Annotated in this window: 12 protein-coding genes; 7 read left to right on the top strand and 5 right to left on the bottom strand. The window is 70.0% G+C overall.

Translation table 11 applies throughout. From position 1 onward, the window contains the following. Positions 1-46: 46 nt before the first annotated feature. On the top strand, positions 47-724 hold the full coding sequence (locus AB0M63_RS13110) for a DUF4232 domain-containing protein (RefSeq protein WP_366019408.1): 678 nt from the start codon (positions 47-49) through the stop codon (positions 722-724). Positions 725-1,151: 427 nt separating this feature from the next. On the opposite strand, the gene AB0M63_RS13115 is transcribed toward AB0M63_RS13110, so the two are convergent. Further along, on the bottom strand, positions 1,152-2,042 hold the full coding sequence (locus AB0M63_RS13115) for a diacylglycerol kinase (RefSeq protein ID WP_366019409.1): 891 nt from the start codon (positions 2,040-2,042) through the stop codon (positions 1,152-1,154). Positions 2,043-2,229: 187 nt separating this feature from the next. Between AB0M63_RS13115 and AB0M63_RS13120 the strand changes: the two genes are divergently transcribed. From AB0M63_RS13120 to AB0M63_RS13130, 3 genes are all read left to right on the top strand, one after another. Continuing rightward, a complete protein-coding gene (locus AB0M63_RS13120; RefSeq protein ID WP_355917896.1) occupies positions 2,230-3,513 on the top strand; it encodes an adenylosuccinate synthase in 1,284 nt (427 codons plus the stop codon). Between the two features lie 162 nt (positions 3,514-3,675). Further along, positions 3,676-5,502, top strand: a complete 1,827-nt coding sequence (locus AB0M63_RS13125; RefSeq protein WP_366019410.1) for a 5'-nucleotidase C-terminal domain-containing protein — start codon at positions 3,676-3,678, stop codon at positions 5,500-5,502. Between the two features lie 258 nt (positions 5,503-5,760). After that, positions 5,761-6,051 (top strand): hypothetical protein, encoded by a 291-nt coding sequence (locus tag AB0M63_RS13130; protein ID WP_355917901.1) that lies wholly within the window; start codon positions 5,761-5,763, stop codon positions 6,049-6,051. On the opposite strand, the gene AB0M63_RS13135 is transcribed toward AB0M63_RS13130, so the two are convergent. The 4 genes from AB0M63_RS13135 to AB0M63_RS13150 form a co-directional block, all read right to left on the bottom strand. Continuing rightward, positions 6,048-6,698, bottom strand: a complete 651-nt coding sequence (locus AB0M63_RS13135) for a hypothetical protein (protein WP_355917904.1) — start codon at positions 6,696-6,698, stop codon at positions 6,048-6,050. The two genes, AB0M63_RS13130 and AB0M63_RS13135, sit on opposite strands and share 4 nt — an antisense overlap. A gap of 78 nt (positions 6,699-6,776) precedes the next feature. Continuing rightward, positions 6,777-9,215 (bottom strand): dolichyl-phosphate beta-glucosyltransferase, encoded by a 2,439-nt coding sequence (locus AB0M63_RS13140; protein ID WP_366019411.1) that lies wholly within the window; start codon positions 9,213-9,215, stop codon positions 6,777-6,779. A gap of 26 nt (positions 9,216-9,241) precedes the next feature. Beyond that, complete coding sequence (locus AB0M63_RS13145; RefSeq protein ID WP_355918056.1) at positions 9,242-9,943, bottom strand: GntR family transcriptional regulator; 702 nt, start codon at positions 9,941-9,943, stop codon at positions 9,242-9,244. A 141-nt stretch (positions 9,944-10,084) separates the two neighbouring features. After that, entirely contained in the window at positions 10,085-11,440 is a 1,356-nt protein-coding gene (locus AB0M63_RS13150; protein ID WP_366019412.1) for an aspartate aminotransferase family protein, read from the bottom strand. A 156-nt stretch (positions 11,441-11,596) separates the two neighbouring features. Between AB0M63_RS13150 and AB0M63_RS13155 the strand changes: the two genes are divergently transcribed. Genes AB0M63_RS13155 through AB0M63_RS13165 form a run of 3 tightly spaced genes read left to right on the top strand, consistent with a single transcriptional unit; the run spans position 11,597 to position 15,015 of the window. Continuing rightward, positions 11,597-12,208, top strand: coding sequence for a type 1 glutamine amidotransferase family protein (locus AB0M63_RS13155; protein WP_355917912.1), 612 nt, complete (start codon positions 11,597-11,599; stop codon positions 12,206-12,208). Next, positions 12,205-12,684, top strand: coding sequence for a MarR family transcriptional regulator (locus AB0M63_RS13160; protein WP_355917915.1), 480 nt, complete (start codon positions 12,205-12,207; stop codon positions 12,682-12,684). Before AB0M63_RS13155 ends, AB0M63_RS13160 begins: the two co-directional genes overlap by 4 nt. 48 nt (positions 12,685-12,732) lie before the next feature. Continuing rightward, positions 12,733-15,015 carry a protein kinase gene (locus AB0M63_RS13165; RefSeq protein WP_366019413.1) on the top strand — a complete coding sequence of 761 codons (2,283 nt, stop codon included), beginning with the start codon at positions 12,733-12,735 and terminating at the stop codon, positions 15,013-15,015. Positions 15,016-15,054: the final 39 nt, after the last annotated feature.

The following is a 15,054-nucleotide window of genomic DNA, read 5'->3' on the forward strand; positions in this document are numbered from 1 at the left end:
TGTAGATCGGAAACGCTCACTGCCGACCGATGTTGAGGAAATTACGATGCGCGTGCACAAGCTCACCTTCGCCGCCCTGGCCGTCGCCGCCGGTCTCTCGCTCACGGCCTGCCAGAGCGGGAACGACGACGCGGCGGGCGGCCAGAGCGACCCGTCGTCCACCTCCACCTCCACCTCCACGTCCACCCCGTCGTCCGCGACCGGCAGTTCGGGTTCGAGCGGTTCGAGCGGTTCGAGCGGTTCGACCGGGTCCGGTACGGCCGGCGGCTCGGGCACCGCTACCGGCTCGAACGCGAACGCCAAGGTCGGCAAGTGCCGTACCGCCGACCTGAAGATCACCGCGCAGGACAACACCATCGACGGAGACACCGACGGCACCGTCGTGGTCACGTTCACGAACGACAGCGGCAAGGACTGCACGATCTCCGGGTACGCGGGCGTCGACCTCCAGACCAACGCGGGGACCACGTCCGCGCAGCGCACCGGCCAGGCGGCGACCTCGGCCGTCCTCAAGAACGGCAAGTCGACGTACTTCCCCATCAGCTACCCGATCAACAACACCGGCGGCTCCGGCGTCCGCATCACCGGCCTGGTGGTGACCCCGCCCGACGAGACGAACTCGGTCACCCTCGCCTGGCCGGGCGCCGCCTCCCTCCCCGTCTCGGACAGCGCCGGCACCCCGGTGAAGGTCGGCCCGGTCGGCAGCGCGGGCCAGGGCGGCTGAGCCAGGCGACTCACGTCGACAACGCGAGCCCCTCAAGCCGCTCCTCGGTCACCGACTCCGGGCCGATCCCGGGGTGTGGCCCCGGCCCGACGATGGCTGGGCCGGATTTCGGTTGTTGTTCCGGTCCGTGGCTCGGCTTTCGTTCGGACCTGTGTGCTTGGTCGCGGGTGTGGTCCCGGTCTTCGGGCTCGGTCCTCCCAGGTGTGGTCCCGGTCTCCGGACTCGATCTCCCCGGTTGCAGCCCGGCCCGATTCCTGGGTCCGATCCCGGTCGTAGCGCCGGTCCCTGACCGGCTTCCGGTCCGCTCTCCGGGCCCGATCCAGGGCCCGATCCCTGGCGTAGTCCCGGTCGTGGAGCCGGTCGCGAACCCTGGTCGTGGAGCCGGTCCCGCACCTGGCCGCAACCCCGACCCTCAACCCCCATCCCCTCACCCCACCCGTCCCCCCGGCAACGTAAGCCCCCAAGCCCCCTCCCGAACCACCCACGTCCGCGTCCGCACCGGCCCCGCCACCACCGCGTCCGCCCGGTAGCGGAAATCCGTCCCGGACACGGTCACGGTTCGGCCGCTCGCGTACAGGGGGGACGCCTCGGCGCCGACCGAGACCGGGCGTACCTCCACCTCGGCCAGGCCCGACGCCCCCGGTGTCACCGAGATGCCCTCCACCGGCTGGTCCAGGTCCACCAGGGTCATGCCGTCGACCTCGACCCGTAGCCGCGCCGGACCGGGCTGCCGGGGCAGTGCGGAGGCGAGGGGTTCCCGGGAGGTGCGCGCGGGCACCAGGGTCCGTACCAGTGACTGGCACGTCCGCAGCCACAGATGCCCGGCACCGGAGGGTTCCGCCACCGTCTCCTCCGGCGGAGCCTCCCGCAGGAGCAGCGGGGGAATCCGCAGCGCGCCCAGCACCACCCCGTCGCTGTCGTCCACCAGCAGATCCATCCGCCGTACGACCCCGTCGAGCACCGCCCGCGCCGCCGCCACCGCGCCCGTGGGCACCCCCAGCGCCCCCGCCAGGGACAGCGCACCCCCCACCGGCACCATCGACAGCGCGCATCCGGCCAGCTCCCGCCGACGGTGCAGGAGGGACACCGCGCGCAGCAGGGCCCGGTCGTCGCCCACCACCACGGGCCGGCGCGAACCCCGCCGGGACAGGACCCGGGCGAATTCCTCGGGCCCCTCCGGCATGCACACCTTCGTCGCCGCACCCGCGCTGAGCACGTCTTTCGCGATACGGACGGACTCTCCGTCGGTGCGCCGGGCGACCGGATCGATGACGACCAGGAGCTGATCGGAAGTCGCGAAAGTCGCCACCTCGGCCATGCCTCGCTTCCTCGGGTAGCATCTTTGTGCAAGAGCCCCTTGCGCTATTGCGCCAGGGGCTTCGTCTATTCCGGGGCATCCGGTCCGACGGGTCGCGACCGACGAGGGTCGCAGGTGTACGAGGCACACGCTGTGCCGCGTACGCCCCTGACCTTGGACATGCCCCGCCCGGAAGGGGTGTACGCGCGTGCCCGCACTTGTGCTGCTCGGTGCTCAGTGGGGTGACGAAGGCAAGGGAAAGGCGACGGACCTGCTAGGTGGGTCCGTCGACTATGTGGTGCGCTACCAGGGCGGCAACAACGCCGGCCACACGGTAGTCGTGGGCGATCAGAAGTACGCCCTTCACCTGCTCCCTTCCGGGATCCTCACACCGGAGTGCACTCCGGTCATCGGAAACGGTGTCGTCGTCGACCCGTCGGTCCTGTTCTCCGAGCTGAACGGGCTGAACGAGCGCGGCGTCGACACGTCCAAGCTCCTGATCAGCGGTAATGCTCACATCATCACGCCCTACAACGTGACGGTGGACAAGGTGACGGAACGCTTCCTCGGGAAGCGGAAGATCGGCACCACCGGCCGCGGCATCGGCCCGACCTACGCGGACAAGATCAACCGCGTCGGCATCCGGGTCCAGGACCTCTACGACGAGTCGATCCTGACGCAGAAGGTCGAGGCGTCCCTCGACATCAAGAACCAGATGCTCACCAAGCTCTACAACCGCCGCGCGATCGCCATCGAGCAGGTCGTCGAGGAGCTGCTGTCCTACGCGGACCGCCTCAAGCCGTATGTCGCCGACACCGTCCTGATCCTCAACCAGGCCCTCGACGACGACAAGGTGGTCCTCTTCGAGGGCGGCCAGGGCACGCTCCTGGACATCGACCACGGCACGTATCCCTTCGTGACGTCGTCGAACCCGACCGCGGGCGGCGCCTGCACCGGCGCGGGCGTGGGCCCCACGAAGATCAGCCGGGTCATCGGCATCCTGAAGGCCTACACGACCCGGGTCGGCTCCGGCCCCTTCCCGACGGAACTCTTCGACGAGGACGGCGACGCGCTGCGCCGCATCGGCGGCGAGCGGGGTGTCACCACCGGCCGTGACCGCCGCTGCGGCTGGTTCGACGCGGTCATCGCCCGCTACGCGACCCGCGTCAACGGCCTGACCGACTTCTTCCTCACCAAGCTCGACGTCCTCACCGGCTGGGAGCAGATCCCGGTCTGCGTGGCCTACGAGATCGACGGCAAGCGCGTCGAGGAACTGCCGTACTCGCAGAGCGACTTCCACCACGCGAAGCCGATCTACGAGAACCTGCCCGGCTGGAGCGAGGACATCACGAAGGCCAAGACCTTCGCCGACCTCCCGAAGAACGCGCAGGCGTACGTGAAGGCGCTGGAGGAGATGTCGGGCGCCCCGATCTCCGCGATCGGTGTCGGCCCCGGCCGCACCGAGACGATCGAGGTCAACTCGTTCATCTAGAGCGGTGATCGATGGTCGCACTTGGGCCGGTCTTGGGAATCCTTGACCGGCCCTTGGGCTTTCCGTGGTTACGCCGGTAACGGGAGCGGGCCAGCATCTACGCGGGTAGCCCGCCGCGCCCCGCATGCCACATCGCCCTCCGCGCCCTTTCAGGAGCCCTGAATGCCCGTCAATCCCATGAACCGCCGTGAGTTCGTGCAGAAGTCCGCCGTCACCGGAGCGGCCGTGGCCGTCGCGGGAACCGTCGGTGCGGGCAGCGCGCAGGCCGCCGAGCAGGGCCACGGCAAGCCGCCGAAGGCGCCCAGGACGTGGAGCTTCTCCATCCTCGGCACCACCGACCTGCACAGCCACGTCTTCAACTGGGACTACTACACCAACGCGGCCCCGGTGGACGCCAAGGGCAACACCTACGGCATCGCCCGGATCGCCACTCTGGTGAAGAACATCCGCAAGGAGAAGGGCGCGGGCCGGGTGCTGCTGGTCGACGCCGGTGACATCATCCAGGGCACCTCCCTCGCCTCGTACTACGCGAGCGTCGACCCGATCACGGGCAAGGACGGCAAGCGCGGCCCCAAGCACCCCATGGCGATCGCCATGAACGAGATGCGCTACGACGCCGCCGCGCTCGGCAACCACGAGTTCAACTACGGCATCGAGGTCGTCCGCACCTTCGAGAAGCAGTGCAGGTTCCCGCTGCTGGGCGCCAACGCGCTGGACGCGAAGACCCTGAAGCCGGCCTTCGAGCCGTACACCGTCAAGCACATCAAGGTGCCCGGCGCCCCGGACATCAAGGTCGGCATCCTCGGCCTCACCAACCCCGGCATCGCCCTCTGGGACAAGGACAACGTCAACGGCAAGATGACCTTCACGGGTCTTGTCGAGCAGGCGAAGAAGTACGTGCCCCGGCTGCGCGCGCTCGGCTGTGACGTCGTGTTCCTCACCGACCACTCCGGCCTGGACGGCTCGACCTCCTGGGGCGACTCGCTCCCGTACGTGGAGAACGCGTCGAACCTGGTCGCCGAGCAGGTCCCCGGCATCGACGCGATCCTCGTCGGCCACACCCACGTCGACGTCCCGACGTACACGGTGAAGAACGAGGAGACCGGCGAGGACGTCCTCCTCTCCGAGCCGTACTGCTACGGCTACCGCCTCTCCGTCTTCGACTTCGAGCTGGTACTGGAGCGCGGCTGCTGGAAGATCACCAGCAAGACGGCCACGACCCTCAACAGCAACACGGTCGCGGAGGACCCGCGGATCACCGAACTCCTCACCGCCGACCACGAGTTGGTCGTGAAGTACGTCAACACCGCGATCGGTACCTGCACGACCGCGATGTCGACGGCGGAGGCCTGCTGGAAGGACGTCCCCGCCATCGACTTCATCCAGCAGGTGCAGATGGACGCGGTCAAGGCGGGCCTGTCGGCGGCTGACGCCGCACTCCCGCTGATCTCGGTCGCCGCGTGCTTCAGCCGTACGGCCACCATCCCGGCCGGCGACGTGACGATCCGCGACGTCGCGGGCCTCTACGTCTACGAGAACACCCTCTACGGCAAGAAGCTCACCGGCGCCCAGCTCAAGGACTACCTGGAGTTCGCGGCGAAGTACTACCACCAGGTCCCGGCGGGCACGACGGTCGACACCGCCACCCTCACCAACGCCAACAGCTTCTGGGACTACATGTACGACATGGCGGCCGGCGTCGACTACGAGATCGACATCGCCGCCGCCGAGGGCTCCCGCATCAAGAACCTCACCTACAACGGCACCGCGGTCGCCGACGACCAGGTCTTCGTCGTCGCCGTCAACAACTACCGCGCCAACGGCGGTTCGGGCTACCCGCACATCGCCGCCGCGGAGATCGCCTACAGCTCCACCAACCAGGTCCGCGACCTGATGGTCGCCTACGCCACGGCGAAGGGCAGCATCGACCCGTCGACCTTCTCGGCGACCAACTGGAAGCTGACGCAGGGCGGGACGCCGGTCTTCTAGACTCCGGACACGTCTTTGTGCGCACGCCGTCACCCGGGGCCGAACACGCCCCGGGTGGCGGCGTATCCACGTTCGTCGTCCGGGTCTCGTATCTGCTGCTGACCCTGTTGCTCTTGTTGCTCGCCGACCGGTAGGCGCGGAGATGACAGACGTGTCTCCTGGGCGGTGGTGGGGCCTGCGGCTGCTCTTCGGGCAGGAGTGAACATAACTCCCATATCGGGCATATTATGAAACTCCCCGAACGAGAAGGTGAGTGCGATGCGCATGTTGTTGAAGGCGTGCATGGACACCGAGAAGGGGAACGAAGCGATCCGTAATGGGACCCTCGGGAAGTTGATGGAGGAGTCCATGGCGCAGATCAAGCCCGAGGCGGCGTACTTCACCGCGGACGGTGGCAAGCGCACCGCGTTCCTGGTCTTCGATCTGAAGGACCCCTCCGACATCCCGTCGATCAGTGAGCCGTTCTTCCTGAATCTGGGTGCCGAGATCACCTACACCCCGGTGATGAACGCGGAGGACGTGGGTGTGGGACTCTCCAAGCTCCGCTAGCTGAACACGATCATCGAGCCCTGGGCCAGGCTCCGGGTCGCCGCCGCGTGCAGGCCGAGCCACACATGCCGCTCGCGCGCGAAGGGGCTCGGGTCGTACGGCGCGGGGACGGCCGGTTCCTCCAACTCCGTGGGAGCGGAGGGGGGTTGCGGAGGCGTCGGTGGGTTCGCCGGGTCGATGCCGATCGTCGACGCCACGAACTCCAGCTCGCGGAGGAGGGCCTGGGACGAGCCCAACGGGCCGCCGCCGGCGAGGAGTTCGTCGTTGGCCAGCGGGTGCGGGAAGTCGACCGGGACATAGGCGCCCGCGTGGTCGTAGTGCCAGACCAGGTGGGACTGCTGGGCTGTGGTCTCGAACATTTCGAGGAGTTGCTCGTAGTCGCCGCCCAGTTCGTCCACCGGCGTGACCGGGAGGCCGCAGACCTGGAGCAGGTAGGCCCGGCGCAGGAAGTGCAGCGCGTCGTAGTCGAAGCCCGCCACCGGGGCGACCTCGCCGGACAGACCCGGCATGTACTGGTACACCGGCACCGGAGGCAGCCCCGCCTCGGCCAGCAACGAGTTGTAGAGCGCGAGTTCGTCGGCGAAGGGATTGTCGGGGGTGTGGCACAACACGTCGACGAGCGGGACCAGCCACAGGTCACAGGCCAAAAGAGGCTCCTCGATCAGTCACTCGGTCACTCGGTCACAGAAAAGAAGTAGGGGGAAGCGTAGTCGGTTCGGCCCGGGTCAGCTTCCCTCGTGCAGGTCCCATACCCACACGCCGTCCACCCACTTACCGGGTTTGCCGACCAGCTTTTCCACAGCGGTGCGGAGCTTGTCGTCGTTGGGCTGCGGCGCGACCACCAGGGCGCCCGCGTGCCAGTACGCGAAGTCCGCCTTGGCCTGCGCCTGCCAGTTCTTGCCGATGGTGGGGATGACGCCGGTGTAGCGCACGTCCCGCAGCATGTTGGAGGTGTAGCGGGGCGAGGCGCCGTAGATGCCGACGCGGTCCTCGCCGTAGGGGCCGTTGTAGTAGCCGCCCGGCATCTTGAAGCCGAGGTCGGCGGCTGTCTGCCAGTGCAGGGGTTCCGCGGCGCCCGGGTCGGCGAGGGGGAGCGGGACGAGGGATTCGCCTGCGCGGACGTACGACTTGTAGGTGCCGTCGGTGAAGAAGGCGGGTACGGCGGCGCGGTCCACAGCCTTCAGCGGGGCCGGGATGATCGGGATCAGGGCCATGCACACGGCGAGCAGGCCGACGTACTGCGTGCCGATCTGCCGTGTCGCCGCCAGGCGCTCGACCGCGATCGCCACCAGCATGCCCAGCGCGGGGGCGCAGATCATCGCCACCCGGCCCTCGATCACCGACTCGAAGAGCGGCTTGTGGGCGAGCAGCGCCCAGGGGCCGGGGTAGACCGTGTTCGTGAGCGGGATACGGATCTTGGGGCCCATGGAGAGGATCGCCGCGGCGACCGCCGTGAACGCGAGCGCCTTGACGAGGGCGTGCTCCCACAGTCGTACGACGATGGCGAAGGCGAGGGCGACCAGCGGCCAGCCGTAGAACGCGTTCTGCTCGGTCGGGTTGAGGGAGAGGGAGCCCGCCCGGACCTCGTTGCCGGCGATCAGGGAGCGTTCGGCGAAGGAGAGCAGGGCCAGCGGGCTGTTGCCCGCGTTGTCGCCGTGCAGGACGCTCTTGTAGCTCTGCGGGCCCGCGAACTGGTACCAGAGCGGGATCAGGATGATCGGCGCGCAGACCGCCGCCGCGATGCCCAGGCCCTTGAGGAGCGGGCGCCAGGCCGTCTTCACGACTTCCCTGTGCAGGACCCCGTACGAGACCGCGAACAGGACCATGCCGATCGAGGCCAGGAGCAGCGGCTCCTCGCCGAGGAAGATCTGGTAGGCCGTCATCAGGCCCAGCACGATCCCGTCCCGGACGACCCGGGTGCCCGCGCACAGGCGCAGGGCGCGGTCGATGATCAGCGGGACCATGAAGAGGATGACGAAGTTCGGGTGCGCGTTGGCGTGGCTGACCATCGGCGGGGCGAAGGCCGCGAGCGAGGCGCCGACGAAGGCCGCGGCCCGCTGCCGTACGACCCGCTTCACGATCAGCCAGTACCAGGCGGCGGCCGTGGCCGCGAGGCCCAGCGCCATGCAGACGCTGAGCGAGACGGCGGGACCGGCCAGCAGGGTGAGCGGCGCGAAGGGGACCGAGACTCCCAGCATGACCGTGTTGGCCATGAGGTTCACGCCGTCGGGGAAGCCCTGGAGGTTCGAGAAGAACGGGTTGTGGAGGTGGGCGACGTTGTCGGCCGTGACCGCGAAGAACCACTCCCACTGGTTCTGGTCCTGCAGCGAGTCGACCAGGTAGCGGTGGGACGGGTCGAAGAAGCGGCCCGAGTAGAGGCCCACTGACATCAGGAGAAAGAGAAACGTGACCAGGACGTCGACCGGGCGCAGGGAGCGGGCGCGGAGGCGGGCGAGTTCGGTGAGGACCCGGGCGTAGTCCAGGGGCCGTACCTTCGAGCCGGACTGGTGGGACCAGCGCACCGGGACCTCGGCGACCTCCCAGTCCGCGCGGCGGAAGTGCTGGAGGACCTCGACGTCGATGCCCCAGCCGTTGATCCGGGAGGCGGCGAAGGCCTCGCGGGCGCGGTCGCCCTCGAAGAGCTTGAAGCCGCACTGAGTGTCGCGTATGCCGGGCACCGCGGCCTTGCGTATGAGGAAGTTGCCCGCGCGGCCCAGGAGTTCACGGATGGGGTGCTGGTGGCTCTCGATCGTGGCGCCCGGCGCGGCCCGCGAGCCGATCGCCGCCGCGCGCCCCTCGCCCAGCTCCTTGTCGAGCTTCTCCAACTCCTCGATGGGCGCGGCCAGATCGGCGTCGGTGACCAGGACCCGCCGTCCGCGCGAGTCGGCGACCCCGAGGCGCAGGGCGTGGCCCTTGCCGCGGTTGCGGGGGCTGGTGACCAGCCGCACCCGGGGATCGGTGCGGGAGGTGACGACCTCCCGGGTCCCGTCGTCGGAGCCGTCGTCGGCGACGATGATCTCCCAGGCGCCGAAGCGGCTCTCGTTGTCGCTCAGGTAGGTGGTGATCGCGTCGAGCGTCGGCCCGAGCCGCTGTTCCTCGTTGTAGGCGGGCACGACGACGCTCAGGTCCACGAGGTCTATGGGGTTCGGGGCACTGACGTCCACGGCCGGAGCGGCCCTTTCCGGTCCGGTCACCGGGCGGCCAGCCGCTCGATGAGGTCGAGGGAGTGCTTGTTGTACGCGAGGACGATCGAGCGCGCGCCCGAAGTGTCGCGGCGCGCCAGGGCGTCGACCAGTTCGGTGTGCTGGGACCACAGTCGGCCGCGCAGATCGGTCAGCCGGCGCAGATGCTGCACCGTGCACACCCAGGACTGGACGCGCAGCCGGTGCAGGAAGTCACCGAGGTAGGGATTGCCGAACATGGCGCTCAACTCGCGCCAGTAGCGCAGGTCGTAGCCGATCAGCACGGTGAGGTCACCGGCGTCGGCGGCGCGCCGCGCCTCCTCGCCGCGGCGGCGGACACCGGCGAGCGCGGCGATCGTGCGCGGGTCCTCGGTCCGGTCGAAGACGCGGTGCCCGCCGGCCAGGGCCAGGAACATGCCCTCGGTGACCAGGGAGCGGGCCTCGATCATGCCCCGGTGGTCGGCCACCGAGTACTCGTGGACGCGGAAACCGCGATGCTGGTCGGCCTCCAGGAGGCCCTGTGCGGAGAGATCGACGAGGGCTTCCCGGACCGGGGTCGCGGAGACGCCGTACTGCTCGGCGATCTCCTTCACCGTGAATTCCTGACCGGGCTGGAGCCGGCCGGCCAGGACCTCGTCGCGAAGCGCGTCGGCGATCTGCTGCCGCAGGGTGCTGCGGGTCACGGCGCCGTTGCCGCTGCTTCCGGGCATCGTCGGAGCGTCTCCCTCGTCGCGTTCGATGGCGTACTCGTATATGTCTACGAGCACGCCACCTTACGCGTTCGGGTTCCCGCTCTGCCCGGTTGCGGGCACCCGTCGAGCGGACCCTCTTCCTCCGCCTTTATGGCATCTTTATTCCGTGTACTCGTCGGCCACGGAGAGCGCCGTGTCGAGAGCGGTGAGGCCCTCCTTCAGTTCGGCCTCGGACACGTTCAGCGGCGGCACGACATGGGTGCGGTTCATGTTGATGAACGGCCACAGTCCCTGCTTCTTGGCGGCGGCCCCGAACGCGGCCATCGCCGCGTTGTCCGCTCCGGCCGCGTTGTACGGCACCAGCGGCTCGCGCGTCTCGCGGTTCTTCACGAGGTCCAGCGCCCAGAACATGCCGACCCCGCGCACCTCGCCGACACTCGGGTGCCGCTCGGCCAGCGCCCGCAGGGCGGGCTCGACGACGGTCGTACCGAGGTGCTTCGCGTTCTCCGCGACCCCCTCCTCGGCCATCACGTTGATCGTCGCGACGGCGGCGGCACAGGCCAGCGGGTGCCCGGAGTACGTCAGCCCGCCCGGGTAGGGCCGCTTCCCGAAGGTGTCCGCGATGGCACCGGAGATGGCGACCCCGCCGAGCGGCACATAGCCGGAGTTCACACCCTTCGCGAAGGTCATCAGGTCCGGTACGACGTCGAACAGGTCGGCCGCGAACCACTCACCGGTGCGCCCGAATCCGGCCATCACCTCGTCGAGGACGAAGACGATCCCGTACCTGTCGCAGATCTCACGGACCCCGGCGAGATAGCCGGGCGGCGGCACCATGATCCCGGCGGTGCCGGGGATGGTCTCCAGGACGATCGCCGCGACCGTGCCCGGCCCCTCGAAGGCGATCGTCGTCTCCAGGTGTTCGAGCGCCCGCGCGCACTCCTGCTCCTCGGTCTCCGCGTAGAAACGGGAGCGATAGAGGAACGGCGCCCAGAAGTGCACGACACCGGCGGACGCGCTGTCGGAGGCCCACCGCCGGGGATCACCGGTGAGATTGATCGCCTGCTGTGTACCGCCGTGGTACGAGCGGTAGGCGGCGAGCACCTTCGGCCGCCCGGTGTGCAGCCGAGCCATCCGCACCGCGTGCTCGACGGCGTCGGCGCCACCGTTGGTGAAGAAGATCTTGTCCAGGTCCCCCGGCGTCCGCTCGGCGATCAGCCGGGCCGCCTCCGACCGGGCCTCGATCGCGAACGCGGGCGCGAAGGTCGTCATCGTCGCGGACTGCTCCTGGATCGCGGCGACGACCTTCGGGTGCTGGTAGCCGATGTTCGTGTAGACGAGCCCGCTGGTGAAGTCCAGATACCGCCTGCCGTCGTAGTCCCAGAAGTACGACCCCTCCGCGCCGGCCACGGCGAGCGGGTCGATGAGCTCCTGCGCGGACCAGGAGTGGAACACATGCGCGCGGTCCGCGGCCTTCACGGCGGCGCCCGCCTGGGGGTTGGGCTGAGGGGTCATGCCGGGGAGCGTAAATGTCCGCGATACGGCAGCGGTATCGGCGTCTTGTCTGTGCTCGGGGGGTTTCCGCGACAGATTGTCCATCGAATGGTGCGTCGCACAGAACGGCAGTATGCTGTCAAAAAAGCAGCATGCTGTCATTGTGTTGGAGGAGTCATGAGCGGCACCCGCAAGCCCGTGCACCTCGCCGTGTACGACACCCTCGCCGACTGGGAGACGGGCCACACGACCGCCCACCTCGCCCGCGCCGGGTACGAGATCCGCACCGTCGGGCCGTCCCGCGAGCCGGTGGTGAGCATCGGCGGCCTCCGCGTCGTACCGGACCTGGCCCTGGACGACGTACGGCCGGCGGACAGTTCGCTGCTGATCCTTCCGGGCGCCGACCTGTGGGACGCAGGGGACGACCTCGCCCCCTTCGCCCGTGCGGCGCGGGAGTTCCTCGACGCAGGCGTCCCCGTCGCCGCGATCTGCGGGGCGACCGCCGGGCTCGCACGCGAGGGGCTGCTCGACGACCGGGACCACACCGGCGCGGTCTCCTTCTATCTGGCGGCCACCGGATACGGCGGCGGCGAGCGGTACGTCGACGCGGACGCCGTGACCGACGGGAAGCTGATCACCGCCGGGCCCACCGAGCCCGTCGCCTTCGCACGGGAGGTCTTCCGGCTGCTCGGGGTGTACCAGGGCGAGGTGCTCGACGCCTGGTACCGCCTGTTCCACGACTCGGACGCGGAGGCGTACGCCGTACTGCAGAAGGCTGGCGCGCTGTGAGCCGTGAGCGTCAGGAACTGCTCAGCCGCAGCGCCCTCGGGGTCTTCCGGCTGAACGGCCAATTCCTCGCCGTGGCCGAGGAGTTGGCGCGGCCCGCCGGGCTCACCGCTGCCTGGTGGCAGGTGCTCGGCGCGGTCCTGGCGGAGCCGTTGCCGGTGTCCGGGATCGCCCGGGTCATGGGCATCACCCGGCAGAGCGTGCAGCGGATCGCCGATCTGCTGGTGGAGCGGGGGCTGGCGGAGTACCGGGCCAATCCCGCGCACCGACGGGCCAAGCTGCTGGCACCGACGGAGGAGGGGCGGGCAGCCGTCGCACGCATCGGTCCCGGGCACGCGGCCTACGCGGACCGGCTGGCCGAGGCGGTCGGGCCGGCGCGGCTCGCGGCGGCCGTGGAGACGCTGGAACGGCTGTCCGCGGTGCTCGACAAGCTCGGCCCGCCCGGTGACGAGGACGGCGCCGCCGTTACGGAACCGTAGACACCGCTCGGTCCATCGTGTCGTATGCCCGCACTATTCTCGGGCGGGATGGGGGCCGGGGACATGGTGACATCGGGCGAGGCGGGCGCGGTCGTGGAGAAACTGGGGGCGGGCGATCCGCAGCGGATCGGGGCGTACCGGCTGCTGGCCCGGCTGGGCGCCGGTGGCATGGGGCACGTGTATCTGGCCCGGTCGGACCGGGGGCGCACGGTCGCCGTGAAGCTGGTGCGGGAGGACCTGGCCGCGCAGGAGGAGTTCCGGGCGCGGTTCCGGCAGGAGGTGCGGGCCGCGCGGCGGGTCGGCGGATACTGGACGGCGCCGGTGCTGGACGCGGACACCGAGGCCGAAGTGCCGTGGGTGGCCACCGGGTACGTCGCCGGGCCGACCCTGCAACAGGTCGTCGGACGGGACCACGGGGCACTGCCCGAGCGCTCGGTACGGATCCTCGCGGCCGGGCTCGCGCACGCGCTGCGGGACATCCACGCCGCCGGCATCGTCCACCGCGACCTCAAGCCGTCCAACGTGCTGGTGACCATCGACGGCCCCCGCGTCATCGACTTCGGCATCGCGCGGGCCCTGGAGACCCTGGCCGGGGACGGGCTCACCCGCACCGGCTCACTGGTCGGCTCGCCCGGTTTCATGGCGCCGGAACAGGTGCGGGGCGACCGCATCACCCCGGCGTGCGACGTCTTCTGCCTCGGTTCCGTCCTCGCCTACGCCACCACCGGCACCCTTCCCTTCGGCGCCGCCACCAGCGGCGTGCACGCCCTGATGTTCCGCATAGCCCAGGAGGAACCCGACCTCTCCGGCCTCCCCGAAGGCATCGCCGACCTGGTCCGCGACTGCCTCCGCAAGGACCCGGCCGCCCGCCCGACCCTCCACAACATCCTCGACCGCACGGGCGCGGAGGACACACTCTCCGACGGCCGCACCCGCGATCCCTGGCTGCCGGGCGCGCTCGTGGCTCAACTGGGGCGGCATGCGGTGCGGTTGCTCGATGCGGAGGATCCGGAGACGGCGGGGTTGGAGCGAGGGGCGGTGGGGGGCGCCGGGGCGGGGAGTGGTGGTTCGGGGAGCACCGGTTCGGACAAGGGCGGTTCGGACAAGGGCGGTTCGGAGAAGGTCGCACTGGAGAAGGGTGTTCCGGAGGCGGGGGACTCGGAAGCGCCCGCAGGGACGGCGGACCCGGAGACGGTTGGTCCGGAGGCGGCTCAGGGGGCGGCTCCGGTTCCCGGTGCCGGTGCCGGTGCCGCGGAGACGAGTGTCCTCGCCGCCGTCGCCGTCGAAACGCCTGAAGAAACGCCTGCCGTAGGAACGCCTGCCGTAGGAACGCCTGCCGTTGTGGAGCAGCCCCCCGCCCCCGACCCCGCCTCCGAAGCTTCCCCCGAGCACGCCCCCGCCTCCGACGACTCCTCCCCGGCTCCGCCCGCCGTGGCGACCGCCGGTGGGGAGGGCGAGCACGTCCCGACGTTGGTCGAGGGCCGGGCCGGAACCACCCCCGCCCCATCCCCATCCCCGCCCACCCCGCACCCGGCCTACGGCTACCCCCAGCAACACCCTCAGCCCGCCGCGGACCACGGCTATCCGCCCCAACCCCCGCAGCCCTCCCCCGCCCCCGACTACGGCCAACCGCCCCCACCCGCCCGCCAACTCGTCGGCTGGGGCGGCCAGGTGCCGTACAACCCCTACCCCCACAACCCCGGCCCCGGCTCCACCCCGCCCTACGGACCGGGGCCGTACGCGGAGCCGCAGGAGTCGCGCAGGAACGGGCGGTCGACCTTGCTGCTGGTCGTGGTCGCGCTGGTTGTCGCGCTGGGAGCGGGGGGTTCGGTGTACGCGCTGATGAAGGGCGGGGGTGACGGTGGACGCACCACGGCCGGTTCGGGTGGGCGGGCCACCAGCGCCGCGCCGACGACCCCGGGTCCGAGCACCGGAGAGCCGTCGCCGACCAACTCACCGTCGCCGTCCGCCACACCGACCGGCGAGGGCGCCGTACCGAGCGGATATCTCGGCACCTGGAACACGTCCATCGACAACTCCACGGGACACAACACCCGTCAACTCACCATCCGCCAGGGAAAGGTGGGGGACCCGGTGCTGACTCTGATCGCGGACGGGCCCGGCTACCACTGCGAGTTCAGCGCCGATCTCGCCCAACAGCCGGGCGGCGAGAGCCCGTTGGCGATCGGCCCCTCCACCGTCACCTCCGGCAAGCCGCTGTCGTCCTGCAACCCGGGCTCGGCCACCGAGATCACCCTGCTGTCGGGCAGCACCCTGGAGCGGGTGAACACCAGCAGCGGGGAGAAACTGACGTACACGAAGTCGGGCTGAACTCCCTTCACATCAGGGCCAGTCGCACGTCACCTGAAC

This window comes from Streptomyces sp. NPDC051576 (genome assembly GCF_040681835.1).
Taxonomy (GTDB): Bacteria; Actinomycetota; Actinomycetes; order Streptomycetales; family Streptomycetaceae; genus Streptomyces.

What these genes read in the sequence shown, in the direction of transcription:
- AB0M63_RS13110 (WP_366019408.1), top strand. Translation starts at nt 47, where the DNA reads ATGCGCGTGCACAAGCTCACCTTCGCCGCCCTGGCCGTCGCCGCCGGT.
- AB0M63_RS13150 (WP_366019412.1), bottom strand. Translation starts at nt 11,440, where the DNA reads ATGACCCCTCAGCCCAACCCCCAGGCGGGCGCCGCCGTGAAGGCCGCG.
- AB0M63_RS13155 (WP_355917912.1), top strand. Translation starts at nt 11,597, where the DNA reads ATGAGCGGCACCCGCAAGCCCGTGCACCTCGCCGTGTACGACACCCTC.
- AB0M63_RS13165 (WP_366019413.1), top strand. Translation starts at nt 12,733, where the DNA reads ATGGGGGCCGGGGACATGGTGACATCGGGCGAGGCGGGCGCGGTCGTG.
- AB0M63_RS13115 (WP_366019409.1), bottom strand. Translation starts at nt 2,042, where the DNA reads ATGGCCGAGGTGGCGACTTTCGCGACTTCCGATCAGCTCCTGGTCGTC.
- AB0M63_RS13125 (WP_366019410.1), top strand. Translation starts at nt 3,676, where the DNA reads ATGCCCGTCAATCCCATGAACCGCCGTGAGTTCGTGCAGAAGTCCGCC.
- AB0M63_RS13145 (WP_355918056.1), bottom strand. Translation starts at nt 9,943, where the DNA reads ATGCCCGGAAGCAGCGGCAACGGCGCCGTGACCCGCAGCACCCTGCGG.
- AB0M63_RS13130 (WP_355917901.1), top strand. Translation starts at nt 5,761, where the DNA reads ATGCGCATGTTGTTGAAGGCGTGCATGGACACCGAGAAGGGGAACGAA.